Source organism: Marinoscillum sp. MHG1-6 (assembly GCF_024714475.1).
Classification (GTDB): Bacteria; Bacteroidota; Bacteroidia; order Cytophagales; family Cyclobacteriaceae; genus JAMZMI01.
In genome coordinates, this window is the sequence record NZ_JAMZMI010000002.1 from 153,085 (window position 1) to 177,409 (window position 24,325).

Here is a 24,325-nt window from a genome sequence, read left to right on the forward strand (position 1 = left end):
AATTATAAATTGTACAACAAATGTGCGACAGAGAAATAAACGGCTAAACCCAGTAAATCGTTCGCGGTAGTTATAAACGGACCGGATGCCAGAGCAGGATTGATTCCAAATTTATCCAGTATCAAGGGAGTGACCGTGCCCATAAAGGACGCCAGCAGCACCACACTAAATAAGGCTAGTGAAACCGTCATAGCGAGCTCCTGATTTTTGTTCACCAACATCACCGCCCCAAAGACCATCAGCGCCAGGATCACCCCATTTACGATGGCAACGAGTAATACTTTGAACAACCTTTGAAGCATCGTTCCGGCAAAAACATTTGGGTTGGCCAAACTTTGAACCACGATCGAAGATGATTGAATTCCCACATTACCGCCCGTTGCGGTAATCAACGGAATAAAAAAGGCCAATGCAGGTATTATAGCAATGTCTCCTTCAAAAAGCCCTAAAAACTGCGCTCCCAGAAAACCTCCGGCCATACCTATGATCAGCCATGGCAGGCGCGCTTTGGAAAGATCCCAAACAGAGTCATCTTCTTCGACATCTGAGCTGATACCCGCCATGATCTGTCGCTCTTCTTCTGCCTGCTCCGTGATCACATCTACAATGTCATCAATCGTAATACGTCCCACCAGCTTTCCCCTGGCATTGACTACCGGCACAGCATCTAAATCATATTTAGTCATCATAGCAGCCACTTCCTCGTCCTCCATGTGGGTTTCTACGGCCACCAAATCATCATCGAATATATCTGCGATTCGGGTGTTGTCATCTGCAAGAATGATTTTCTTCAAACTCACACGACCGAGCAACTTTCCCTTATCATCCACGACATATACCGAATAGATCCGCTGCACGTTCTCCGCTTGCTTTCTGATCTCATCGATACATTGCAAAATGGTCCAGTTCACATTGGCACGGATCATCTCCTTAGCCATCAGACCACCGGCCACATCTTCCGGATACCTCAGAAGATCCAGCAAGTGACTGGCCTTCTCCTCATTTTCGATATCCTTAATAACTTCCTCACGTACCTTTAGCGGCAGCTGATACAAAATATCCGCTCCATCATCCGAATCCATATGCTCCAGATAGCCGGCAAGCTCTTTTGGCGTAAAGTGCTTTAAAAAGCCTTCACGTACATCGGCATCCAGATCCTGAAGAATGGCAGCATCTGCTTCCAGAGGTAGTAGGCCAAAGACGTACTTACACTGATCGGCATCAAACTCATAGAGTAATGAAGTAATATCCGCAGGGTTTACTCCTTCCAGACTCTGTTTGATAAAGGATTCATCACTCTCATCAAGCGCTTGTTGAAAACGCTCCAAAAATTCTTTGGAAAGCTCAAATTGCATGATTGCTTCCATTATGCTGAGAGTTTATTAGTGAGATCTATAAACTGCTGCACGGAAAGTTGCTCCGCTCGCTTATCAAAGACTTCTTCCGAAGTATCTTCGATCTGCAAAGCTAAATCTTTTAAGGCGTTGCGCAACGTCTTGCGTCGCTTTCCAAAGGCAGCTTTGATCACCGCTTTAAATAGCTTTTCGTCGCATCCTATTCTTTCATTTGGTCTACGCACCAGTCGTATTACAGCTGATTGCACCTTAGGAGGTGGGCTGAATACATGAGGGGGTACGGAAAATAAATATTCGATTTCATAAAAAGCTTGTAGTAGCACGCTCAGGATGCCGTAAGTCTTATTTCCCTCCTTCGCAACAATTCTATCTGCCACTTCCTTTTGAATCATGCACACCACTTCCTTGACCTCATCACGATGATCCCATATCTTGAAGAAAAGCTGAGAAGATATGTTGTAAGGAAAGTTTCCAATTACACCAATTGGCCCTTTCAATACTGACAAATCCGACTTCAAAAAATCCGCGTAAAGGAATTTATCTTCATGGTCTGAATAATGCTTTTTTAGGTAGCTAACAGACTCCTGATCAACATCATAAGCCTTGAACTCATCCCCCATTCGTTCCAGTAGATATTTAGTAAGCACACCTGTCCCAGGTCCTACTTCCAAAACGGACCCTAATCCGGAAGCATCAAGGGCTTCGACTATTTTGAAAGCTATATTTTCATCTTTCAAAAAGTGCTGTCCCAGGTGTTTTTTTGCTCTTACTCTTTCCAATATCCAAAGTGTTAGACCGAAATCATTTATATCTTAGCGCCTGCAAAATTGACATAAAATGCGTGATTCTTCTCATAGTAAAAACAATAATCCGATTGTCGGTATTTCTGTGGGTGATTATAATGGGGTTGGACCAGAGGTAATCCTGAAGACCCTGATGGATAACCGAGTTTATAAATTCGTGACCCCGGTAGTATACTGTGATGCACGCATTATGGCATTTTACCGAAAGGAGCTTGGTATTCAGAACCTCAATTACAATCAAATCAACTCCGCTGACCAGATAAAACACAGGAAGTTCAATCTACTCAACGTGCCCTACGAGGGAGAACTGGAAATCACACCCGGACAAGGTGACAAGCAAAGTGGCTCCTATGCCCTTAAGTCGCTACAAAGTGTGATGGAAGATCTTAAAAAGAAAAAAATTGATGCCCTTTGCACGGCACCTTTGAGTAAGGATCTGGTACAATCAGATGAATTTAATTTCCCGGGTCATACTGAGTACCTCACTCAACAAGGAGAAGCCCAGGACAGTCTGATGCTCCTGGTAAATGAAGATCTCCGAGTCGGTGTTGTTACGGGTCATATCCCGATCAAAGAGGTTTCAGAGAACATCACGAAGAAGAAAGTGAAATCCAAACTCAAGATTCTTTTGGAGTCAATCAAAAAGGATTTCGGGATTAAAAAGCCCAAAATTGCCATCCTGGGATTGAATCCTCATGCTGGTGAAAACGGACTTTTAGGTTCTGAAGAAAATGATATTATCACACCTGTTATTGAAGATATGAAAAATCAGGGTAATCTGGTATTCGGGCCGTTCCCTGCTGATGGCTTTTTCGGTAGCTCGCAATTCAAGGCCTTCGACGGAATTCTGGCGATGTACCATGACCAGGGGTTGATCCCCTTTAAAAATATGGCCTTCGAGTCAGGGGTGAATTTCACGGCAGGACTTCCATTCGTCAGAACCTCACCCGATCATGGGACAGCTTTCTCCCTTGCGGGTAAAAATGAAGCCGATCCGACCTCCTTCAGAAACGCACTATTTTACGCAAAAGATATCGTTTTAAACAGAGCAGAAACCGAAGGGTAAAACGCTGATCAAATTTGTTTTTTTATACACTTATTTATCCTAAATTTGCGGTTCTTTAAGCGAAAGGGAGGCTATGGGATTCAAGCATCTTAGAGAATTTCAGATCAACATTTTCGGCTTATCTAATAAGCTGCATGAATTTGAGTTTGAAATTGACAACAAATTGTTTGCAGCCAAAGAGAATAGCCTGGTAGAAAAGGGCTCAGGGCAATGCAAGTTGAGTTTGAAGAAGTCTGAGACCATGATGAACCTTCACTTTGAAATTAATGCAGAAGTGGAGTTGATTTGTGACAGAAGTCTTGATCCATTTGAATACCCGATTGCGATTGAAGAAGATATTATCATCAAGTTTGGTGAGGATGATTACGAGCTAAGTGAAGAAGTTTTTGTGATCAGGAAGGACTCTCCAAGCTTTAACGTTGGTGATTTTATTTATGAATTTATTAGTCTGGCCGTTCCGATGAAAAAGCTGCATCCCAGGTTTGCAGATGAAGACGAACAAGAAGACTTAATATATACTTCCGGTGGTGAAGAATCTCCTGAAGAGTCGAAAGACGATGAAGTAGATCCTCGCTGGGAAGCATTAAAAAAACTTAAAGATTAAAATTAAACAAAGCGATGGCGCATCCTAAACGAAAAATTTCGAAAACCAGAAGGGACAAAAGAAGAACTCACTACAAAGCAGATCCTAAAGGTTATGTGATTTGTCAGACTACAGGTGAAGCTCACCTACCACACAGAGCTTTTTGGCATGAAGGCAAACTTTACTATAAAGGTAAAGTTGTAATGGAGAAAGAAGTTTTAGCTTAATTAGGGGCTAAATTTCTTAAGAATGTCAAAAGTACGAGCAGCTATAACCGGAGTACATGGTTGGGTTCCTGATTACGTTTTAACAAATCAGGAACTCGAAACAATGGTGGAAACCTCTGATGAGTGGATCACCTCCAGAACCGGTATCAAAGAAAGAAGAATACTTAAAGGAGATAATCAGGGAACGTCAGTGATTGGTACGCAAGCTGTAAAAGGCCTGCTGGAAAAAACCAATACCGATCCGAAAGACATTGACCTGATTCTTTGTGCTACGGTAACTCCGGATATGCCTTTTCCTGCTACAGCTAACTTAATTGCAGCTAATGTAGGTGCGGTCAACTCATTTGGATACGATATGAGTGCCGCCTGCTCAGGATTCCTTTATGCGGTAGCAACTGCTGCCAGCTTTATTGAGTCCGGAATGTACAAAAAAGTAGTGGTGGTTGGAGCCGACAAAATGTCTTCTATCATTGACTACACTGACCGAACTACCTGTATCATTTTTGGAGATGGTGGTGGTGCTGCACTTCTTGAGCCCAACACAGAAGGCTTTGGAGTAATGGACTCTATTCTTAGATCCGACGGATCAGGAGCGCCATATCTTCACATCAAAGCAGGAGGTAGTTTGAAACCTGCCAGCCCTGAAACCATCCAAAACCGTGAGCACTTTGCCTATCAAGAAGGCTCTACCGTATTCAAATTTGCGGTAACTAACATGGCAGATGTTTCTGCAGAGGTGATGCAACGAAACAACCTCACGGGAGACGATATCCGCTACCTGGTTCCTCACCAGGCAAATAAAAGAATCATCGATGCCACCGCCCGTCGAATGGGTGTTGGTGACGAAAAAGTAATGCTCAATATTGAGCGCTATGGCAATACCACAGCTGGTACCCTTCCTCTTTGTCTTTGGGATTATGAATCTCAGCTAAAAAAGGGTGACAACCTTATCTTAGCGGCATTTGGTGGAGGATTCACCTGGGGAGCTATCTGGCTCAAGTGGGCATACGATCCTAAATAAGCAACTCAACTTATAACATAATGGCTACTACAGCAGATTTTAGAAATGGACTTGTCATCGAATTCAACCATGACCTGTTCGCTATCGTGGAGTTTCAGCATGTGAAACCCGGAAAAGGTCCTGCTTTTGTTAGAACCAAGCTAAAAAGTTTGACTACAGGAAGAGTTATTGACAACACCTTTACTGCTGGTCATAAAGTAACCACTGCACGCGTAGAGCGCAGAGATTATCAATACCTGTATAAAGATGATCTGGGTTACAACTTCATGGACAGTAACACTTTCGAACAAATCCCGATCCAGGAAGAATTGATCAATGCGCCTCAATTTTTAAAAGACGGACAGGAAGTGGAAGTACTTTTTCATGCGGAAGAAGAAAAAGTATTGGGTTGTGAGTTGCCACAGCATGTTGTCCTTCAGGTAGTTTACACAGAGCCTGGGCTAAAAGGAGACACAGCCACTAACGCTTCAAAACCTGCAGAATTAGAAACCGGAGCTACCATCCAGGTTCCTTTATTCATCGAGCAGGACGAAATCATCAAAGTGAATACCCAAACGAGTTCCTACGTAGAACGGGTAAAATAAACTAGATTAGCTTTTACTTAACTAAATAAGCCACATAACCCACCTCCCCATCTGCTATTACCAGTGACCAAACAGGTAATATTATTTGACGGCAAAGTGTTTAAGGCTTACCTTCGTGATTCGAAAATAAAAACCAATGAAAGCAAAAGAAATTCGAGACTTAATTGACTTTATATCTGCAACAGGCCTTGAAGAGGTCAACATCGAAACAGAGGAATTCAAAATAAAAGTAAAAAGAACCCCTAATCAAACGGCTGCATCAGCTCCTGCTGCTGCTCCGGTGGTAGCTGCAGCTCCAGCTCCACAACCTTCAACTCCTGCTCAGGCTGCCCCTGAAGCAGCTAAAGCTGCACCGGCTGCTGATGCGGGAACAATAACCATCAAATCTCCAATGATTGGAACATTCTATGATAGCCCGAATCCGGAATCCGGAGCTTTCATTAAAGTTGGAGATATGGTTAAGCCTGGTGATACTGTATGTATCGTAGAAGCCATGAAACTCTTCAATGAAATTGAATCTGAGGTTTCAGGTAAAATCGTAAAAGTATTGGTTGAAAATGCTCAGCCGGTAGAATTTGATCAGCCATTATTCCTGGTTGAGCCAGCATAAAACTTAAGGCCCGTGTTTAATAAGATATTAGTTGCTAACAGGGGTGAAATAGCCCTGCGAATCATCCGTACCTGCAAAGAAATGGGCATCAAAACGGTGGCCGTTTACTCAACAGCAGATCGGGATAGTTTACATGTGAGATTTGCTGATGAGGCTGTTTGTATCGGACCGCCTGCGAGTAAAGACTCTTACCTGAAAATTCCACAAATCATTTCTGCAGCAGAAATCACCAATGCCGATGCGATCCATCCGGGATATGGTTTCTTGGCCGAGAATGCTGAATTTTCACGCGTTTGTGAAGAATACGGTATCAAATTCATCGGTGCTTCCGCTGAAATGATCAACGCCATGGGTGACAAGGCTACGGCTAAGGAAACCATGAAAAAAGCAGGTGTACCTACCATCCCCGGTTCCGATGGCCTATTGGCATCTATCGAAGAGGGAATGAAGCTTGCGAGTGATGTTGGGTACCCTGTCATGCTTAAAGCAACTGCCGGTGGTGGTGGTAAAGGTATGAGACTGGTAAAAACAGACAAGGACTTCAAGAAAGCCTGGGATGACGCCAGACAAGAGGCTGGTGCCGCTTTTGGTAATGATGGACTGTACCTTGAGAAGTTTGTTGAGGAGCCTAGACATATAGAAATACAGATCATCGGCGATAGCACCGGAAAAGCGTGTCACTTGTCTGAAAGAGATTGCTCTATCCAAAGAAGACACCAAAAGCTAACGGAAGAAACACCTTCTCCAATTGTGTCTCAGGAACTCAGAGAAAGAATGGGACAGGCTGCCATCAAAGGTGCCGAGGCCATCAAATACGAAGGTGCCGGTACAGTGGAGTTCCTTGTAGATAAACATGGTGATTTCTACTTCATGGAAATGAATACTCGTATCCAGGTAGAGCACCCAATTACTGAAGAAGTAACAGACTTTGATCTGATCAAAGAACAAATAAAAGTAGCTGCCGGCATTCCGATTTCCGGTAGAAACTATTACCCTCAGCTTTTCTCCATTGAGTGCAGAATTAATGCTGAGGATCCATTAAATGATTTCAGACCAAGTCCGGGTAAAATCACAAACCTTCACCTTCCTGGTGGGCATGGTGTGCGTGTGGATAGCCATGTGTACGCTGGTTATGTGATTCCGCCGTTCTATGACTCTATGATTGCCAAGCTGATCGTCTCAGCACAATCAAGAGAAGAGGCCCTTGTTCGTATGAAAAGAGCCCTGTCTGAGATGGTCATTGAAGGAATCAAAACGACTATTCCTTTCCACCTTAAGTTGATGGATGATCCGGGCTTCCAGTCAGGAAAATTCACCACTAAGTTTCTGGAGACATTTGATTTTAGTTCTTTAAAAGAAAACTAAACATCGTTGTTAGTATCGGAGATTGACTTTTCAAGGGTCCCACAACGGGCTATCAGGAAGTTCCTGAAAACCTCAAAATTAAAGACTCTTGAAGAGTTAATTCCGGTATGTTACTCCCCTACTGAGGAACCTTATTTTTATCACTGTAAAGAATATACTTTCCCATTCAACATCAATAACGTTTGGGAGAAATACATTTTCCTTCATCCGACTGCATGCTGGGATAGTGCCATGATCTCTTTGGGCATTGTTTATTCAAGACCCGATGATCAAGTGCTTTACAGGGACAGTGATTTCGATCAGTTACAAAAAGGTCAGCTGTACTTTATTCGTCTGAATATTCTTGGCTCTCTACTTCAGATTCCTGTCATCCATGAGATCAACGAGGTAGATCATGAAAACAAGGTGATCAAAAGCTGTTACGTGGACAAGGGAAAATCTCAGGGTTCACAATGGATAAAATTGGTGGAGGTAGATGAACATACCACCAGAATCGTTCATGAAACCAGGTATAAAGGGGACTCAAAAATCAGAGATAAATACCTCTATCCTATCTTTCACACCAAAGCTCTTGACCAGTTCCACGGCAATGTCCTTAGAGAGCTCAATCAGGAAGCTTCAATCTTCTCAACCAGCTCCTGATACCACACTTCTCCAAACTTTCTAATGAGAGGTTCCTTCAAAAATTTGTACACGGGAACTTTCAATGATGCACCCAGCTCACAGGCTGGGGAACATATCTGCCAACGATCATAATTCAGTGCCAAATGATCATGAAGTTTAACCACCCTGATAGGGTACAGGTGACAGGAAATGGGTTTTCTAAAGTCAGTCTTACCATCCTTATGCGCCTGCTCTATTCCACATTTTAATATCCCCCTCTCATCATAATAAGCAAAAGCACACTCCTTATTATCGATGGTTGTGGTACTAAAGTCGCCTTCTTCATCTAGTAGGTAGGGTCCGTTTTTCTCTAATGCGTCAATGGCCCCCCTGGGAAGATAATCTTTCACCACCTCAACAACATCTTCAATCTGAGGTAGCTCCTCCTCCAGTAATGGAGCGCCCAAATCTCCCTCTACACAGCAGGCCCCTTTACACCGTTCGAGATCACAAACGAAGAATTCTTCTTTGATATCATCCGAAATGAGTGTTTTACCAATTTGAATCATGAATGAATGGTTTTGAGGTCACAAAGTTAAGCTAGCCCGGCCAGAAGTGAGTTCTGAAAAAAAATTAGAAACAAAATGGAACCATTTATTCTGACATTCGTTAGAAGTTTATACATATATGTATATACATATATTTAAATTTGAGGTATAAAATATTCAAACGAACATGTTACAAACAATTCTATTATCAATTTCATTGCTACTTTCATCAGGAGATGGAACAGATGCAACTTATTCAGTAGACACAGAGGAAAGCTCCATTGCGTGGGTAGGTAAAAAAGTGACAGGACAACACAATGGATCAATTGAGGTTCAAAGTGGAACTTTAAAATTGGAAGAAGGCAAACTGGTTGGCGGATCTTTTACAGTTGATATGACCTCTTTAGTTAGCGAAGATCTTGAGGGCGAGTGGAAATCAAAATTAGAAGGACATCTAAAGTCTGATGATTTCTTTGGAGTAGAGAAGTATCCTACTTCAAACTTTGTGATCAAAAAAGCGAAGGCATTAGGCGCTGGAAAATATAACGTTACAGGAGAGATCACCATTAAAGGCATTACACAACCTATTGACTTTCCTGTTCAGTTGGTAGTTGCTGATGACAAGGTAACTGGTACAGCCAACATCGTAATCGACCGTTCTAAATTTAACGTAAAATACGGTTCTGGTAGCTTCTTTGACGACCTGGGTGACAAGACTATCTACGATGATTTTGAGCTTAGCGTAAGCATCGTTGCTGCGAAATAAACGAGCTAATTAAGCATACAAGAGAAAAGGAGGCCTCGGCCTCCTTTTTTTTGTATTTAAACCACCTCAATCACATGATTGTGATTGGTATAGATGCAGATATCTGCAGCGATTGTCAGCCCTTCCTTGACCATTTCCTCTGCCGTGAGATGCGCAGCATGTTTTTTCAATGCGAGGGCAGCAGAACGCGCGTACATGCTTCCACTTCCAATAGAGGCTACATCTTCATCGGGTTCTAGTACGTCTCCGGTTCCGGAGACCACTAAGACTTCATTCTTATCTGCAACAATCATCATAGCTTCTAATTGACGCAGGTACTTATCTGTACGCCAATCTTTCGCCAACTCTACGGCAGCCCTTTTCAGGTTTCCCGAATAGGCACTCAGTTTTTCATCAAACCGATCCAGGAGCGTAAAAGCATCGGCTGTGGATCCGGCAAAACCGGTGACTACTTTACCATCAGCTAGCTTCCTGATCTTCTTGACATGGCTTTTTGCTACTGTATTACCCATGGTAGCTTGTCCATCAGCACCAATAGCAATTTGTCCATTGTGCTTCACTGCCAGAACGGTAGTCGCGTGAATTTTTGGGGTACTCATGTGTTAGATTTTAAATAAAAAGCCATTGCAAACAGTTTTAACCTAACTATTCACAATGGCTTAGATGATTTTGTTTTATGATCAAGCTGAGGTGCTCTCAGCTAATTCCATTTCCTTTTCAGCCAGGAACCTTTCAGCATCCAGGGCTCCCATACAACCTGAACCGGCTGCAGTAACCGCCTGACGATAAACTTTGTCCTGGGCATCACCGGTTGCAAATACACCTTCAACGTTAGTCTTCGAAGTACCTGGTATGGCCTTAATATATCCACTCTCATCAAGTTCAAGATAGTCTTTGAATATATCCGTATTTGGCTTGTGACCAATTGCCACGAAGAATCCCTGAACTGGAATTTCCCTGGTTTCCCCGGTCACAGTATCTTTCACACGCACACCTTCTACTTCTTCACCTCCAAGTACCTCTTCCGTTTGTGTATTCCAAAGCACTTCAATGTTCGGTGTATTCATGACTCTGTGCTGCATGATCTGAGATGCTCTTAATTCATCCCTTCTTACCAGCATGTAGACTTTATTCACAAGCTTAGAGAGATAGGTCGCCTCTTCCGCAGCGGTATCACCACCACCGACAATAGCAACATCCTGTCCTCTGAAGAAGAATCCATCACAAACCGCACAGGCAGACACTCCTTTACCATTCAGTCTTTGCTCACTTTCTATTCCCAGCCATTTGGCAGATGCTCCGGTAGATATAATGACTGCTTCCGCCTCGATCTCCACTTTCTCATCAACCGTCACTTTATGGGGCCATCCTGAGAAATCGACTGACGTTACCATTCCGTATCTGATATCGGCTCCAAAACGTTCTGCTTGCTTCTGGAAGTCCACCATCATTTGCGGACCCATTACACCGTCAGGGTATCCGGGGTAATTTTCCACATCATTTGTGATGGTCAACTGTCCACCAGGCTGTCCTCCCTGATATAATACAGGAGTAAGTCCGGCTCTTGAAGCATAAATCGCCGCTGTATATCCTGCGGGACCTGAACCAATGATCAATACTTTTACTTTTTCTATCGCCATTTCGAATTATGTTTTTCTATAAAACGTGTCTCGTCAGAAGGGTTAACAAAATTATATCCAAAATGGATCATTCTGCCATATTGGCTAACCTAAATATGGTTTTAATGACCTACTTCTTGTATTATGTCTCAATCTGCGTATTGCCTTCTCCTTAATCTGTCTTACCCGCTCTCGCGTCAGGCCCAGCCTGGAACCAATTTCTTCCAAAGTCATGGTCTCTCCATTCAGTCCATAGTACAGTGCAACAACGTCTTCTTCACGCTGTGTAAGTGTGGCTAACACCCGTTTCACCTCCGTTCTTAAGGAATCTGACAACAAAGTACCATCAGGTGTTTCCTCTGAATCATCTTCCATGACGTCGAGTAAACTTCCCTCATCGCTTCCTGAAAATGGCGCATCTACAGAAATATGCCTGCCGGAGATCCTTATCGTATCCACCACCTCCAGGGTTGTCATGTCCAGAAATTCGGCCATTTCGTCAGGAGACGGCTCACGTTCAAATTTCTGTTCGAGTTCTGCAAAGGTTTTGTTAATCTTATTCAGGGAGCCCACCCGATTCAACGGAAGCCTTACTATCCTTGCCTGTTCGGCCAAAGCCTGAAGTATCGATTGACGAATCCACCAGACCGCATAAGAAATAAACTTAAACCCGCGCGTCTCGTCAAAGCGCTGAGCGGCTTTGATCAAACCAAGATTTCCCTCGTTAATCAAATCACCCAATGTTAATCCCTGATTTTGATACTGTTTGGCTACCGATACCACGAACCGGAGATTGGCCATGGTAAGACGCTCAAGAGCAATGGAGTCACCCCCTTTAATACGTTGAGCTAACTCCACCTCTTCATCGGGTGAAATTAGCTCATACTTACCTATCTCTTGTAGGTATTTATCGAGAGAGGCGTTCTCCCGGTTTGTAATCTGTTTACTTATCTTGAGCTGTCTCATAGCGGTGCGTGTTTGTGCCCAAGAGTGAATTAAGCTCTCAAGCATATCCAACCACCACTAAATTTAGTCAGCTTTAGCTTGCTTTTCAGGCTTCGGCAACAAAACTTTTCTAGAAAGTCTGTATTTACCAGTCTTCTTATCGATGTCTACCAACTTCACTTTTACCTCTTCTCCTACTTCAAGAACACCGTCCATTTTTTCAAGACGTTCCCATTTGATTTCAGAAATATGAAGCAAGCCGTCTTTTCCTGGCAGAATCTCCACAAAGGCACCGAAAGGCATTATCGCCTTAACTTTTCCACTGTAGATCTCACCAACTTCCGGCACTGCAACGATCGCCTTGATTCTTCCTACGGCATCGTCAAGAGCTTCTTTATTCGCAGCAAATACGGTTACTACACCACCTTTATCTACTTCTTCGATGGTTACAGTAGCACCAGATTCTCTTTGGATTTCCTGAACTACCTTTCCTCCAGGTCCGATCACCGCACCGATCATATCTCTCTCGATATTGATCTGAACAAGTCTTGGTGCATTTGGCTTAAGTTCTGTTCTCGGAGCTGAAATGGTCTTATTCATTTCTCCAAGGATATGAAGTCGACCTCTTTTAGCCTGATCAAGTGCCTCAGCCAAAACATCATAAGACAGTCCGTCCACTTTGATATCCATCTGACATGCCGTAACACCATTTTCCGTACCAGTAACTTTGAAGTCCATATCACCCAGATGATCTTCGTCACCAAGGATATCAGATAGCACCGCATAACGTCCTGTTTTGCTATCAGAGATCATTCCCATAGCGATACCAGAAACAGGAGCTTTGATATTAATACCTGCATCCAAAAGTGAAAGTGTACCCGCACAAACAGTAGCCATAGATGACGAACCATTTGATTCAAGGATATCTGAAACAATTCGGATGGTATATGGATTGTCCTCGGTTGGGATCATTGGCTTAAGGGCTCTCATAGCCAGATTGCCATGTCCAACTTCTCTACGTCCAGGACCTCTGTTTGGTCTTACCTCACCGGTAGAAAATGCCGGGAAGTTATAATGAAGGATGAATTTGTTGTATCCGGAGAACATTGCTCCATCAATCATCTGCTCATCCATTTTAGAACCTAAAGTAACAGTAGATAGTGACTGAGTTTCACCACGTGTAAATACAGCTGAACCGTGTGCTGATGGTAAGTAATCCACTTCAGACCAAATTGGTCTTACTTCATCCAATTTTCTACCATCCAATCTCAGGCTTGTGTCCAAAACACAGTTTCTAACCGCATCTTTTTGAACATCATGGAAATACTTCTTAAGAAGGAAACTATCCAGCTCCTCTTTCTCTTCTTCTGTATATCCCTCAAGGAAAGACTCAAGAACAGCTTCGAATTTCTCCCCTCTAACTTTTTTATTCGCCAGACCTTCCTTCGCGATCGCGTAGCAAGCATCGTAGCATTTCTCACGAATCACTGCCTCAAATGCTTCATCTTTCGGCTCGTGATTATATTCTCTTTTCTCTGTTTTTCCGGTTTCTACGGTAAGCTCAGCCTGTGCAGCACATTGAAGTTTGATCTCTTCGTGTGCCTTTTTGATTGCTTCAAGCATATCTGCTTCGCTCACTTCCTTGCACTCACCTTCCACCATATTGATGTCGGTAGCTGAACCAGCAACAATCAAATCAAGTTCTGCAGCTTCTACCTCTGCCGGCGAAGGATTCACTTTGAATTCGCCATTGATTTTGATCACCCTTACTTCCGAAATCGGTCCGTTGAAAGGGATATCAGAAACAGCCAAAGCAGATGACGCAGCCAGGGCCGCCAATGAATCAGGCATTACCTCAGGATCAGCAGAGATCAAAGAGATCACCACCTGAGTATCTGCATGATAATCATCCGGGAACAATGGTCTAAGTGCACGGTCAACCAAACGGCTGATCAACACTTCATAGTCAGAGAGTTTACCCTCTCTTTTCAGAAATCCACCAGGAATCTTTCCTGCTGATGCAAATTTCTCCTGATAGTCAACTGATAATGGAAGGAAGTCAACTCCCTCTCCTGCCTCTGTTTTAGAAACTACGGTGGCAAGCATCATTGCCTTGCCCATTCTTACTACAACAGATCCATCAGCTTGTTTGGCCAGGCGGCCGGTTTCGATTGAAATTTCCCTTCCATCGGAAAGAGAAATCACCTTGGTAATACCTTGAGGCTTCATATTAATTCATGTTAAAATGATGTCAGGAGCCTCTATTTTCCCCAGGCGCCTGAAAATAAAAAAGGGAATCCTAAGATGATTCCCGTAATGTTTTTAATAATTCGATTACTTACGAATTCCTAACTCTGCGATGATGCTTCTGTACCTTTCGATATCAGACTCATGCAAGTGGTCTAGTAGTCTTCTTCTTTTACCTACTAGCTTAAGAAGACCAAGTCGAGACGAGTGGTCTTTTTTATTCGATTTCAAATGCTCTGTAAGGTGATTGATCCTGTGAGTGAAAAGAGCAATTTGGCCTTCAGAAGATCCTGTGTCGTTAGTACCCTTTCCGTACTTACTGAAAAAACCTTCTTTTACTTCCTTAGTTAAATACATCCGAATATTTAAATTATATTTTTTCCGCTTAAATCAAGGCGCAAATTTAGAAGGAATGTATTTTAAAAGCAATAAAACTTTCTTATCTTTTTGCAAACCTCGATTTTAATTTATCGATCCAAATATTGTAAAAATCAACCTCAAACAACCTGGCGTCGATTCTGGCCTGTCTTAGGAAGAACAAGCCAAAAGGCAAAAGTACTACATTCCCCAGCCAGGCGGCAACCACCGGATTTAACAATCCTTCGTTGGCCCATTTATAACACATGATCGAAGTCACATAGTAGCTCAAAAAGAAAGCAATAGATATAATCACCGGAACACCTAGTCCTCCCTTCTTAATGATAGCCCCCAATGGAGCCCCTATCAAAAACATAACAATACACGCCACCGCCTGACTGTATTTCTTATGCTTCTCAATGGTGTATTTACTGATATCTCTATGAAGGTTGTACAATCGAATTTTGGTGCTCCCCAAATTCACCTTGACATTCTGGGCATTGTTCTTCGCAAACAGCAAAATATCATGATCCTTAGACTTTTGAAAGCTGTCCAGATAGGCCCAATCTTTAACTGATTCTGCTTTAACAGAATCTGCTACTTTCTTATCCAGAACAATCGAACTGGCCAGTGAATCCTCAACTGCCAGTGAATCTTGTGCTAAAAGTGAATCTTCCGCCACGCGCATTGAATCCGCCAGTTCCCTGGCTGCAAGGATTTTTGGCTTTCTATCAACTATGACTGATCTGATCGGTTTGTCCTGCATAAAGTCCGGCATCAATCCTGCAGTCATCAAAATTGATTCCCCAAGTGCCTGTCGAGCACTATCCCGCTTTTCCTCAACTTTAAAAATATCCTGGAGCTTTTTGCCTCGATCGTTAAAGAAGTACTTATATGAAGGCCAAATATTCGCGAACATTCCTCGCCCTGTCTGAACCGCCACAATTTTTAACGAATCAATATCCGAGTTAAGTTGCTTGAGGTTTTTCATTTGGCGGTTGTTCTGAAACAACTCCTCTTTTGTACGTTGCAAATCGAAACTGGACAGGTTAAATACAATGTCCATCTTTTCAAACTTGGATCTGAACAACTGATCGATCGTTTCCCGCTTCTTTTCTTCTTCCATGAAGTAGTACCCATCAAACAGCTCCAACTTTAGATACTTCTCATTGAGAATGGTATACATCAGACTCGAATCAGCCAGAATCACCCGCTTATTACCGTTTCCGGTTGTATGATCGTAGATCATAACATCCTTTAAAGTCTTATTGTCTGGTAGTTTCTCTTTGGCATAGATACTGTAATCCGGAATCTCATCGTAAAACACCCCTGCTGTTATGTTCAAAGCTGCTTTCTTTTGCTTAATATCATAAAGCAGGCTATAAGCTTTCAGGTTGACTGAGGGGACTACATAATTATTAAAGTTGAAAGCCAGATAGGCAAGCACAACCACAAAAAGCAATACGGGTTGAAGGGCTCTTACGAGGGATATACCGGCACTTTTAATAGCAGTCAGCTCAAACTTCTCACCTAGATTCCCAAAGGTCATCAGCGATGAAACCAATACCCCAAGAGGTAAGGCGACTTGCAACATATTAAGGCTGAAGTAAAACAAGAGTTCCGCAAATACCGCAAACCCTAGATTCTTGCCCACGAGATCATCGAAATACTTCATCATGTACTGAATGAGCAGTACAAACGTGGCAAGCCCTGTAGTCAGCAGGAATGGGCCAATAAAAGAGCCTATTATAAATCTGTCGAGTTTTCTCATCCAGACACAAAGATGGAGAATGTGAGTGTGTAACGAGAAGGGTAATAGAAAAAGTATTACATCAACCGCCCACAATTTCCTTCAGGTCATGAACCAGGCTCTCATAGAGCTCCTGAAGTTCATCCTGATCTATCTCAGAATAGTCGCTAATTCGGATAAACACTTCCTGGGTGAGGTCGTTCATCTCAAGTCGAAATTCAATGTAAGGTGGCTCATCGTCATCTTCACCGTCAAATTCAAAACGAGCAAATGAATTGACCCGGCTTCCAACCATTTTGGCCTTGTTCTCATCGCCATCCCATATGAATGTGTATTGTTTGTCTTCGTTAATATTCACATCATCCGCAAACCACTGAGACAAACCCGATGCTGTACTGATATAAGGGTACAACATTTTTTTAGACGCATTGATTGGGTATTCGCCGACAAATAACTCCTTAGCCATGAAAATCAATTTTAGGATAAGGTAAAAAAAAAATTCAAATGCACAATATGCTAGGTTAAAAAAGAAAACTTTTTAGATTTGCACTCCTTTTCAGGGAGGGCGAGCTAAGTCAAGCGGATTTAGCCAAATCAATGGGTACTTGAAGCGTTGGATTCATGGTCCTTCAAGGAGAAAAAGCTCTCCAAAACTGAAAGATATGGCGAGGTAGCTCAGGCTGCGCGCCCCGAATGGTTAGAGCGTCGGACATAGGACCTAAACAAACTAACCTGGAGGCCGGGAGTTCTCCAAAAATTGAAAGATATGGCGAGGTAGCTCAGATGGTTAGAGCGTCGGATTCATAACCCGGAGGTCGGGGGTTCAATTCCCCCCCTCGCTACTTGAAAATCAAGCAGTCTCAAAAATGTGACTGCTTTTTTCATTTATGGGGTAAAAGTTCATTGAATCAAAATTTTCATAGACTCACTCCTCAACCTCTATACGCATGCTGATCCAACGCATCATCGATTTATTTTCGCATAACTTCATGCAAAGACTCCCCCCAGGTTATTCAACACCACATAATTTGCGCGCCTAATTTGGAAGAAAGCCAAAAACCCTCTCGACTATCTTTATCTATTTTTCCCAAATTCAACTTCGTCCAAGTTAAAAAGGTTCAGCTCTGATATTTTTAAGGATTTGTAATAATTACTTAAGATGTGGGAGCAATGGATAAATTCGTTCGAAATAACCAGGTTCAATCAGCCGACTTGCCCCTATAAGGGCGGCTTCTTCAAAAAGCGCTGTAGTCACAATTTTCAATTCAGACTTGTTGGTGGCCTTTTGCATACTAGGCCCAAAGTATTCAAAAGCACGGGAAATATTTCCCCCGATCACGACACAATCAGGTTCAAAAACTTTGATCCAAGGTGCCAAACACTCTGCCAATCTAAGACCAAAATCCTCCATCGCCGACCTGGCCGTTTCATCCACCATCACAAGTTCTGCAATCTCCTTAACTGTAGCCACCTTATGACCGGATTGGGCCTCATACCTTGCAATCAAGCCACGAGAGGAGAAGTAATCTTCCACGGTTCCATCACGAAAAGGTAGGTGCCAAAGACATCCATTTTCCGGCACCTTTTCTCCGTTAACAACCGGCAAACCATCAGTAATAAAGGCAGAACCAAGCCCTGTACCAAGTGTGAGGGCGATTGAGGAAGCGTATAACTTGCTAGCGCCGCAGACATCCTCACCCATCCCATAAGCCGTGGCATCATTAATAAATCTAATCGGATAATCGGCAGACAATGATTCACTGAGAAGTTGACCAATATCCCTCCCACAGGTTGATCCGTATTTACCATTTGATCCATCGAGGAGTGAAATTCCATTTAAATAATCGAATGGACCTGGGATAGCAATCCCAACCCCTGAAATAGTATGACCATTAGTTTTGGCAATGGTATCATTTATGGCTTCCGACCAAGTCGATATGATTTCTCCGATCGGGGCATGACTGTTTACAGGTACCCGCGAAAAAGACTCCTTCATGATATAATGAGAGTCAATGTCTACTGCCACGCTAGTAATGTGACTCCCACCTATATCTGCTACAATTGCTAAATCCAACATCTGATGACTACTAGTTTGTAAAATATTAAAAGTGGACTTTCAATTAGAAAGCCCACTTTCGCTCGTCCTCGACAAGCTGCCTTAGTATATTGTTTATTTCTTAATAAATGGTCTTACGGTTACGTTACCATCGATTTGCATAACCAAAAAGTACTTACCTGTTCTCAAACTGCTTACATCGACCTGTGTCTGATTTCTACTGAATTGCATCGGAAGCACCCATTTTCTCCCATTTAAATCCAAAACCGAAACTGCCTCTAACCTCATGGTTGCATCGACAGAAATGTTTATTTCAGAGATCGTCGGGTTAGGATAAACCTTTAGGTCAAGTTGTTTTGAATTTAAAGCCAATGGAATTGGGTTGATAACTACATTAAAGGTTTCCGATACACTGCCGCCGTTTCCATCACTAGCTGTCACTGTGACGGTCGTTGAACCTAATGCTACTTCTGTCAAAGTCAGGGATGTGCTATCCAGGGAAGCAGTAAGCACAGTTTCATCAGCGACTTCTACAACTAGAGTTATTGTGTCCCCATCAGCATCTGAGAAAGTACTGGACAAGTCAATAGTACTCGATGAGAAGCCTTCTTGAAATTCCTTATCAGAAATAGCGTTTACTACTGTTGGTGCGTTGTTGGTACCAACTGTCACGCTGAAGCTCTCCGAAACAGTATCTTCCTCATCATATGCTATGACGGTGATCAAAGTTGTTCCTGTCCCCACCTCAGTAATGGTCAGCGTATTTGCGGACAAGTTTGCACTCACAACGTTAGTATTTTCGACATCTACATCTATCGTCAGCGGATCACCATCGGGATCAGAGAAAAGGCCAGTTATATCCACTTCGTGAGAAGTGAATCCAACATCAAATACTAAGTCACCCAATGTAGACTCAACCACAGGCGGATTGTTCGGAACATATTCAGTTGCGCCCGCATCCGGCGATCCGTCACGATTTGTTCCTACCGCATCAGTCGTTGGCAGGGTAATACCGGTCGATACAGTACAATAGTCAATAGCACTAGCCCCTTTCACTAACGGGAACACTTGTACATTGCCACCCTCATCAGATAGGGTCGATGCTATACCAATAAATGTTGCGGTCTTTCCGGTTGAGTTGTTATTTGCCTCATCATTAACCAAGGTAGGTACATTTTCCAATCCTCCAAAAATGTTATTGATTGCTGCGGTTGTATTGGTGTTAGCGAAATTTAAGGCCTTCTCCGCAATATCGTCTGCACTAACAACAATTGAGTTGTAAATACTGAAGTTGTTTAGGGAACCATCAACACCGGTAAATTGAATACCATTTTTTAGTGCCGATGAGTGAACGTTCTTATATAAAGTGGAATGAACCAGTTGTAGTGTAACATTGCCGCTGGTGTTGTCACCTAACCACAACACGCTCTTTGACCAAATGGCCCCTCCGCCATTACCACTGGTTCCGCTTGAGGAGGTATTATTCGAAATGGTGGTATTTTCCAGATACACACTTATTTGGTTATTATCACCGAAGCCTTTGTTTCCATTGATATATATACCTCCCCCATTTCTACCGATATTTCCATCCACCAACGAACGAAAAAATTTAACATCACTGTCGGTTGCTACTCCATTATTCGGAGCCAAAATAATACCCCCGCCATCCAACGATGAAGTATTGTTAATAATAGAACATTCAATTATATCCACATCCGAACCTGCCGCACTAAAACCACCACCATTTTTATCTGTACTGTTTTGCTCAATGATCAAATTGTTCAGTGTCAATTTGCCGAGAATCTTATCTACAGAAATGCCACCTCCATTCTCAGTAGCTTTTCCGTATCTTATTCCGAGGTTTTCAATTGTCACATTGATTGTCTCCAAAGGGTCAGCAATAGTAATCACCCTACCGCTTGCTGTTCCTGCAGTTTCTGCTGCCTGAATGATGTCAGTTGCAGGATCTGTTCCTCTTAATGTGATGCTTTTGTCGCTAATTGAAATCGTCTCAGTGTGTATGCCCGTGATATCAATCACATCGCCATTTGTAGCAGCTGTAATAGCTGCAGAAATCGAACCATAGCCTGTACCATTGATTTCAACTGTCTGTCCATATGACAAGACAACCAAGACAAGAGCAAGGGTGAAGAAGAGTGTTCTGGTAAAAAAGGAATTCATAATTTTCTAGAGTTAATGCTGACTCAAAATTCCAAAACAGCTCCTTCTTCTACGTTTAAACCCTGATCAAAAACCTTTAAATATTGGTTATTAAGGCCCTAGAGAGTGGTTTTCGTGTTTGATTAGTAAAAACCCAAATATCACAGAAAGAAAAAGGTCATAGATCACAAATTAGTGATCCCCACCACCTATTATTCCAAAATTGGTCTTAGTCAGGACTCGCATGGAGTCAAGGGAAATATCATCTTCATATTGCTGCTGAAGTTTTTGAAGTTCCGATTTTAACTGATCGATCAAATCGGCATACTCTGGATTTCCATAAACATTATTCAACTCATCGGGATCTTGTTTTAGATCATAGAATTCCCAAATATCAATGTCGTAATAGAAATGGATGAGTTTATACCTTTCATTTCGGATTCCATAATGGGGTTGTACATGGTGCCAGAATGGATATTCATAATAATGATAATAAGTTGCTTCACGCCAGTCTGAATTGCGTCCTTCAATTAGATTCGCTCTGAAGCTTTTCCCCTGAACTTCATCGGGTGACGGAATGCCCGCAAAATCCAGTAGCGTAGGCGCAAAATCAACATTCGTAATTAGGTCATGGTTGACCGATGCTGCAGGAATGACACCGGGATACCTCATTATGAATGGCATCCGAAGTGATGGTTCGTACATAAATCGTTTATCGTACCAACCGTGATCACCCAAATAGAAGCCCTGATCAGATGTATAAATGACAATGGTATTTTCGGCCAATCCTTTTTCATCCAAATAATCCAGTACACGCCCAATTTGATCGTCTACGGATCGGACACAGGCGAGATAATCCTTGATATATCGCTGGTACTTCCATTCTCTCGCCTCCTGTATCGTCATAGTATCGTTGGGTAACCACCCCACTCCAGTCCCTCGTTTGTACCCCATCTCTCCCCATCTGCTTAGTGCAAGTGAGTCAGTGATCGTATCTGGGGGTGAAATTTTCATGTCCCGTGGATCGAAATTATCCATGGTCATATCCGTATCACCCGCTGTCAGCTCCCGACCCTCGTAATTATCCCAAAATGTCCTAGGAATTGGCATGGTTATGTCCTCAAACAAATCCATATATTTCTCCTCAGGCTGCCATTTTCTGTGGGGGGCTTTGAATTGTAACATCATCATAAAAGGCTGACCAGTTTGGACAGACCTCTGTTCCAGCCAATTAATTGCAAAGTTTGCTGTGAGGGTCGTAGCGTAGCCTTTCTCTACCTTATTGACACCATTCTCATTGTAAATTGGGTCGTAATAGGTGCCTTGCTGCCCCTGGTTATTGTGATATTTGTAATAATCAAAGCCTACCGGCTCTGTCCCCAGATGCCATTTTCCGAAAAGTGCGGTTTGGTAACCGTTCTGTTGAAAGGCCCACGGAAAAGTCCACTGCGTGGAGTCAAATTTTCCACCTAAATGATTCTTATAATAGCCATTTAGATGGCTGAATTTTCCGGTCAGGATGGTAGCCCTGCTCGGACCACAAATGGCATTCGTACAAAACACATTTTGAAGTAAAGCACCCTCCTTCGCCAGTCGATCAATGTTAGGGGTTGGAGCAATTTCATCATAAATCCCGCCATAAGCTGAAATAGCATGGGAAGCATGGTCATCAGTCATAATGAACAGAATGTTTGGCTTAGTTGGTTTAGTAACTTCCTGGCAGGACCAAACAAGCATTGATATAACGACCAGAAACTTTAAAAATCGGCTCATTTGAAATGGGTTTTACTTTATGGAATTAAAATTCGATTGGATCTGATATAGGCAACTTGAAGTCATAATTCTCGACGGCCACCGGTGTGTCGCCAAACCGGGTTGAGGTTTTCGAAAACAAAGGATCAGCCAAAATCCAATAACACCCGGACTTTTTCATCTGGTATTCTGTTGCGCTGAGGCCTGATTCGATAACTGTTGCGGTCTGAGGATCAGCTGAATCGGAATAATAAATGGAAAAACTCGCCATATTTTCATTTTCCGGCCACCTAAGCATCCCATCCTTTGCACTTGCTTTGATAGGAAAATATTTCTGGAATCTCCATTCAGCCATGGTTTGAAAGTAGAAGTCCCTCACCATATCGGCGTTCGCCGGATTCATAGCCAGATTAACCAATTCATTCGGGTCATCATTTAGATTATAAAGCTGATGCACAATACCATGGGTATAGATGAATTTGAAATCTCCGGTTCTTAACATCCGGGAAGGTACATTTCTAACTTTTGGGATCAACTCATAATCTGCTCCCCGGAATTCAGAGAATACTACGCGATCTTCAAATTCCTGGGCCTTTGTCAAAATCGGAATCAAGGATTTTCCCTGAACAGTCTCCGGAATCTCAGCTCCAGCCAATTCACACAGCGTAGGATACACATCAATTAGGCTCACCAGAGAATTCACCATAACGCCTTGCTTAAAAAGTTTAGGAAATGATACGATGAAAGGAATATTAACTGCCTCCTCATACATACAATGTTTTCCGCGCAGACCATGCTCGAATAGATGTTCTCCATGATCGGTAGTGTAAATGATAATTGTATTTTCATATTCACCATTATCCTTTAGCGCCTGAACAACCCTTCCTACCATATCATCCATCTCTGTAATACAGGCATTGTAAGCGGCCATCACGTTTTGAGCTTCATCCAGGTTTTTCGGAATACCCGAGTGGATCCAATTTGGTACCCACGGGTATTTACCCTTGCTGTACCAGTCATCAAATGTTTCCGGAAGCTCATAAGAATCAGGATCATGCAGATCCAAATATTTCTGAGTGGTTGTAAAAGGTGCATGTGGCTTTTCAAAACCCACATGAATAAAAAAGGGACTCTCTTTATTGGATGATCTCTTGATGAAGTCCACAGCTCCCCTGGCCACAACCATATCAAAAATATCTTCCTCATTCTCCACCAATGTGGGGACGTATTCCTGATTCAAATGCATGGGGCCTTTAGGGTAGACATCTCTATATTTTTCGAATTGCCGGTAGCGCTGATAGGCGTCGGTTCCAACCAAATCTTCGTAATGCCCACCGGGAAAATAGGTATAGTAGCGTGCACTAATTTCATCAAATCCCATGTAGTTACCCTGCCGATGATCCTCATCAACATTCTTCTGCAATTCACCATGAACGTGCATTTTTCCCGGTGCAGCAGTCCTATATCCCACAGTTTTCAGAGATTCAGCCATGGTCACAATCCCTTCTGCATATCCCGTCTCCCTCAAATAACCCGACCCGACGTTTTTTATCTTACCATTGGGCATTTTAACTGGTGCTTTATGGTAAATCGCCTCATTGGCATAAGGGTACATGCCTGTAATCAGCGCGGCACGGGCAGGTGCACACACAGGTGCCGGGGTGTAACAGTTCTGAAAGGTGACTCCCGTTTTGGCCAACTGATCAATGTTCGGCGTGATAGATGTTTTACTTCCATAGGCCCCTGTTTGATCTTTTTTGTGCTGATCCGAAATAATGAAGACAATATTGGGTAGGTCCCTTTTCTTTTCCTGAGCAAAAGCAAAAAGAGCGACTAAAACCAAAAAAGCACTACAATGAATTTTGAGCATAAATCAATTTTTAAAAAGTTCAATGGAACTTGAAAAGA

General features: G+C 42.7%; 23 protein-coding genes and 1 tRNA gene. 10 read left to right on the top strand and 14 right to left on the bottom strand.

Annotated features, from left to right (window positions below; translation table 11 throughout):
- Nucleotides 1–2 precede the first annotated feature (2 nt).
- Nucleotides 3–1,367, bottom strand: coding sequence for a magnesium transporter (mgtE, locus tag NXR94_RS04500; RefSeq protein ID WP_258103388.1), 1,365 nt, complete (start codon nucleotides 1,365–1,367; stop codon nucleotides 3–5).
- Entirely contained in the window at nucleotides 1,367–2,134 is a 768-nt protein-coding gene (rsmA, locus tag NXR94_RS04505; protein ID WP_258103389.1) for a 16S rRNA (adenine(1518)-N(6)/adenine(1519)-N(6))-dimethyltransferase RsmA, read from the bottom strand. Before rsmA ends, mgtE begins: the two co-directional genes overlap by 1 nt.
- A gap of 58 nt (nucleotides 2,135–2,192) precedes the next feature.
- Here rsmA and pdxA point away from each other — a divergent pair, with 58 nt between their 5' ends.
- The 8 genes from pdxA to NXR94_RS04545 all read left to right on the top strand — a co-directional run bounded on the left by pdxA (nucleotide 2,193) and on the right by NXR94_RS04545 (nucleotide 8,256).
- Nucleotides 2,193–3,224 carry a 4-hydroxythreonine-4-phosphate dehydrogenase PdxA gene (gene pdxA, locus NXR94_RS04510; protein ID WP_258103390.1) on the top strand — a complete coding sequence of 344 codons (1,032 nt, stop codon included), beginning with the start codon at nucleotides 2,193–2,195 and terminating at the stop codon, nucleotides 3,222–3,224.
- 73 nt (nucleotides 3,225–3,297) lie between these two features.
- The gene (locus NXR94_RS04515; protein ID WP_258103391.1) at nucleotides 3,298–3,828 is read left to right on the top strand and encodes a DUF177 domain-containing protein; all 531 of its coding nucleotides are present in this window, start codon (nucleotides 3,298–3,300) and stop codon (nucleotides 3,826–3,828) included.
- Between the two features lie 14 nt (nucleotides 3,829–3,842).
- Complete coding sequence (gene rpmF, locus NXR94_RS04520) at nucleotides 3,843–4,034, top strand: 50S ribosomal protein L32 (RefSeq protein WP_258103392.1); 192 nt, start codon at nucleotides 3,843–3,845, stop codon at nucleotides 4,032–4,034.
- 22 nt (nucleotides 4,035–4,056) lie between these two features.
- The gene (locus NXR94_RS04525; RefSeq protein WP_258103393.1) at nucleotides 4,057–5,055 is read left to right on the top strand and encodes a beta-ketoacyl-ACP synthase III; all 999 of its coding nucleotides are present in this window, start codon (nucleotides 4,057–4,059) and stop codon (nucleotides 5,053–5,055) included.
- Between the two features lie 20 nt (nucleotides 5,056–5,075).
- A complete protein-coding gene (efp, locus tag NXR94_RS04530; RefSeq protein ID WP_258103394.1) occupies nucleotides 5,076–5,639 on the top strand; it encodes an elongation factor P in 564 nt (187 codons plus the stop codon).
- A 136-nt stretch (nucleotides 5,640–5,775) separates the two neighbouring features.
- A complete protein-coding gene (gene accB / locus NXR94_RS04535; RefSeq protein ID WP_258103395.1) occupies nucleotides 5,776–6,249 on the top strand; it encodes an acetyl-CoA carboxylase biotin carboxyl carrier protein in 474 nt (157 codons plus the stop codon).
- Nucleotides 6,250–6,261: 12 nt separating this feature from the next.
- Complete coding sequence (gene accC / locus NXR94_RS04540) at nucleotides 6,262–7,614, top strand: acetyl-CoA carboxylase biotin carboxylase subunit (RefSeq protein ID WP_258103396.1); 1,353 nt, start codon at nucleotides 6,262–6,264, stop codon at nucleotides 7,612–7,614.
- A 6-nt stretch (nucleotides 7,615–7,620) separates the two neighbouring features.
- Nucleotides 7,621–8,256 carry a hypothetical protein gene (locus NXR94_RS04545; RefSeq protein WP_258103397.1) on the top strand — a complete coding sequence of 212 codons (636 nt, stop codon included), beginning with the start codon at nucleotides 7,621–7,623 and terminating at the stop codon, nucleotides 8,254–8,256.
- Here the strand turns inward: NXR94_RS04545 and NXR94_RS04550 are convergent.
- On the bottom strand, nucleotides 8,223–8,786 hold the full coding sequence (locus NXR94_RS04550; RefSeq protein WP_258103398.1) for a DUF3109 family protein: 564 nt from the start codon (nucleotides 8,784–8,786) through the stop codon (nucleotides 8,223–8,225). The genes NXR94_RS04545 and NXR94_RS04550 overlap by 34 nt on opposite strands.
- Before the next feature lie 166 nt (nucleotides 8,787–8,952).
- Between NXR94_RS04550 and NXR94_RS04555 the strand changes: the two genes are divergently transcribed.
- The gene (locus NXR94_RS04555; protein WP_258103399.1) at nucleotides 8,953–9,531 is read left to right on the top strand and encodes a YceI family protein; all 579 of its coding nucleotides are present in this window, start codon (nucleotides 8,953–8,955) and stop codon (nucleotides 9,529–9,531) included.
- Nucleotides 9,532–9,587: 56 nt separating this feature from the next.
- On the opposite strand, the gene hslV is transcribed toward NXR94_RS04555, so the two are convergent.
- The 7 genes from hslV to NXR94_RS04590 form a co-directional block, all read right to left on the bottom strand.
- A complete protein-coding gene (hslV, locus tag NXR94_RS04560) occupies nucleotides 9,588–10,130 on the bottom strand; it encodes an ATP-dependent protease subunit HslV (protein ID WP_258103400.1) in 543 nt (180 codons plus the stop codon).
- Between the two features lie 81 nt (nucleotides 10,131–10,211).
- Nucleotides 10,212–11,171, bottom strand: a complete 960-nt coding sequence (gene trxB, locus NXR94_RS04565) for a thioredoxin-disulfide reductase (RefSeq protein ID WP_258103401.1) — start codon at nucleotides 11,169–11,171, stop codon at nucleotides 10,212–10,214.
- An 84-nt stretch (nucleotides 11,172–11,255) separates the two neighbouring features.
- Nucleotides 11,256–12,116, bottom strand: a complete 861-nt coding sequence (locus tag NXR94_RS04570) for an RNA polymerase sigma factor RpoD/SigA (RefSeq protein ID WP_258103402.1) — start codon at nucleotides 12,114–12,116, stop codon at nucleotides 11,256–11,258.
- A gap of 63 nt (nucleotides 12,117–12,179) precedes the next feature.
- Complete coding sequence (pnp, locus tag NXR94_RS04575) at nucleotides 12,180–14,324, bottom strand: polyribonucleotide nucleotidyltransferase (RefSeq protein ID WP_258103403.1); 2,145 nt, start codon at nucleotides 14,322–14,324, stop codon at nucleotides 12,180–12,182.
- Between the two features lie 105 nt (nucleotides 14,325–14,429).
- Complete coding sequence (gene rpsO, locus NXR94_RS04580) at nucleotides 14,430–14,699, bottom strand: 30S ribosomal protein S15 (RefSeq protein ID WP_258103404.1); 270 nt, start codon at nucleotides 14,697–14,699, stop codon at nucleotides 14,430–14,432.
- A gap of 82 nt (nucleotides 14,700–14,781) precedes the next feature.
- On the bottom strand, nucleotides 14,782–16,470 hold the full coding sequence (locus tag NXR94_RS04585) for an LptF/LptG family permease (RefSeq protein ID WP_258103405.1): 1,689 nt from the start codon (nucleotides 16,468–16,470) through the stop codon (nucleotides 14,782–14,784).
- Between the two features lie 61 nt (nucleotides 16,471–16,531).
- Nucleotides 16,532–16,915 carry an START-like domain-containing protein gene (locus NXR94_RS04590; RefSeq protein WP_258103406.1) on the bottom strand — a complete coding sequence of 128 codons (384 nt, stop codon included), beginning with the start codon at nucleotides 16,913–16,915 and terminating at the stop codon, nucleotides 16,532–16,534.
- 302 nt (nucleotides 16,916–17,217) lie between these two features.
- On the opposite strand from NXR94_RS04590, the gene NXR94_RS04595 reads away from it, so the two are divergent.
- Nucleotides 17,218–17,291 (top strand) — tRNA-Met (locus NXR94_RS04595).
- A 308-nt stretch (nucleotides 17,292–17,599) separates the two neighbouring features.
- On the opposite strand, the gene NXR94_RS04600 is transcribed toward NXR94_RS04595, so the two are convergent.
- The 4 genes from NXR94_RS04600 to NXR94_RS04615 all read right to left on the bottom strand — a co-directional run bounded on the left by NXR94_RS04600 (nucleotide 17,600) and on the right by NXR94_RS04615 (nucleotide 24,287).
- The gene (locus tag NXR94_RS04600; protein ID WP_258103407.1) at nucleotides 17,600–18,526 is read right to left on the bottom strand and encodes an ROK family protein; all 927 of its coding nucleotides are present in this window, start codon (nucleotides 18,524–18,526) and stop codon (nucleotides 17,600–17,602) included.
- A 93-nt stretch (nucleotides 18,527–18,619) separates the two neighbouring features.
- Nucleotides 18,620–20,686 (bottom strand): T9SS type A sorting domain-containing protein, encoded by a 2,067-nt coding sequence (locus tag NXR94_RS04605; protein WP_258103408.1) that lies wholly within the window; start codon nucleotides 20,684–20,686, stop codon nucleotides 18,620–18,622.
- A gap of 171 nt (nucleotides 20,687–20,857) precedes the next feature.
- On the bottom strand, nucleotides 20,858–22,438 hold the full coding sequence (locus tag NXR94_RS04610) for a sulfatase (RefSeq protein WP_258103409.1): 1,581 nt from the start codon (nucleotides 22,436–22,438) through the stop codon (nucleotides 20,858–20,860).
- A 25-nt stretch (nucleotides 22,439–22,463) separates the two neighbouring features.
- Entirely contained in the window at nucleotides 22,464–24,287 is a 1,824-nt protein-coding gene (locus NXR94_RS04615; protein WP_258103410.1) for a sulfatase, read from the bottom strand.
- Nucleotides 24,288–24,325: the final 38 nt, after the last annotated feature.

Bases quoted from the DNA above. Each gene is read 5' to 3' on its own strand.
- mgtE (WP_258103388.1), bottom strand. From the start codon at position 1,367: ATGGAAGCAATCATGCAATTTGAGCTTTCCAAAGAATTTTTGGAGCGT.
- pdxA (WP_258103390.1), top strand. From the start codon at position 2,193: ATGCGTGATTCTTCTCATAGTAAAAACAATAATCCGATTGTCGGTATT.
- NXR94_RS04515 (WP_258103391.1), top strand. From the start codon at position 3,298: ATGGGATTCAAGCATCTTAGAGAATTTCAGATCAACATTTTCGGCTTA.
- rpmF (WP_258103392.1), top strand. From the start codon at position 3,843: ATGGCGCATCCTAAACGAAAAATTTCGAAAACCAGAAGGGACAAAAGA.
- NXR94_RS04525 (WP_258103393.1), top strand. From the start codon at position 4,057: ATGTCAAAAGTACGAGCAGCTATAACCGGAGTACATGGTTGGGTTCCT.
- efp (WP_258103394.1), top strand. From the start codon at position 5,076: ATGGCTACTACAGCAGATTTTAGAAATGGACTTGTCATCGAATTCAAC.
- accB (WP_258103395.1), top strand. From the start codon at position 5,776: ATGAAAGCAAAAGAAATTCGAGACTTAATTGACTTTATATCTGCAACA.
- NXR94_RS04550 (WP_258103398.1), bottom strand. From the start codon at position 8,786: ATGATTCAAATTGGTAAAACACTCATTTCGGATGATATCAAAGAAGAA.
- NXR94_RS04555 (WP_258103399.1), top strand. From the start codon at position 8,953: ATGTTACAAACAATTCTATTATCAATTTCATTGCTACTTTCATCAGGA.
- hslV (WP_258103400.1), bottom strand. From the start codon at position 10,130: ATGAGTACCCCAAAAATTCACGCGACTACCGTTCTGGCAGTGAAGCAC.
- trxB (WP_258103401.1), bottom strand. From the start codon at position 11,171: ATGGCGATAGAAAAAGTAAAAGTATTGATCATTGGTTCAGGTCCCGCA.
- NXR94_RS04570 (WP_258103402.1), bottom strand. From the start codon at position 12,116: ATGAGACAGCTCAAGATAAGTAAACAGATTACAAACCGGGAGAACGCC.
- pnp (WP_258103403.1), bottom strand. From the start codon at position 14,324: ATGAAGCCTCAAGGTATTACCAAGGTGATTTCTCTTTCCGATGGAAGG.
- rpsO (WP_258103404.1), bottom strand. From the start codon at position 14,699: ATGTATTTAACTAAGGAAGTAAAAGAAGGTTTTTTCAGTAAGTACGGA.
- NXR94_RS04585 (WP_258103405.1), bottom strand. From the start codon at position 16,470: ATGAGAAAACTCGACAGATTTATAATAGGCTCTTTTATTGGCCCATTC.
- NXR94_RS04590 (WP_258103406.1), bottom strand. From the start codon at position 16,915: ATGGCTAAGGAGTTATTTGTCGGCGAATACCCAATCAATGCGTCTAAA.
- NXR94_RS04600 (WP_258103407.1), bottom strand. From the start codon at position 18,526: ATGTTGGATTTAGCAATTGTAGCAGATATAGGTGGGAGTCACATTACT.
- NXR94_RS04605 (WP_258103408.1), bottom strand. From the start codon at position 20,686: ATGAATTCCTTTTTTACCAGAACACTCTTCTTCACCCTTGCTCTTGTC.
- NXR94_RS04610 (WP_258103409.1), bottom strand. From the start codon at position 22,438: ATGAGCCGATTTTTAAAGTTTCTGGTCGTTATATCAATGCTTGTTTGG.
- NXR94_RS04615 (WP_258103410.1), bottom strand. From the start codon at position 24,287: ATGCTCAAAATTCATTGTAGTGCTTTTTTGGTTTTAGTCGCTCTTTTT.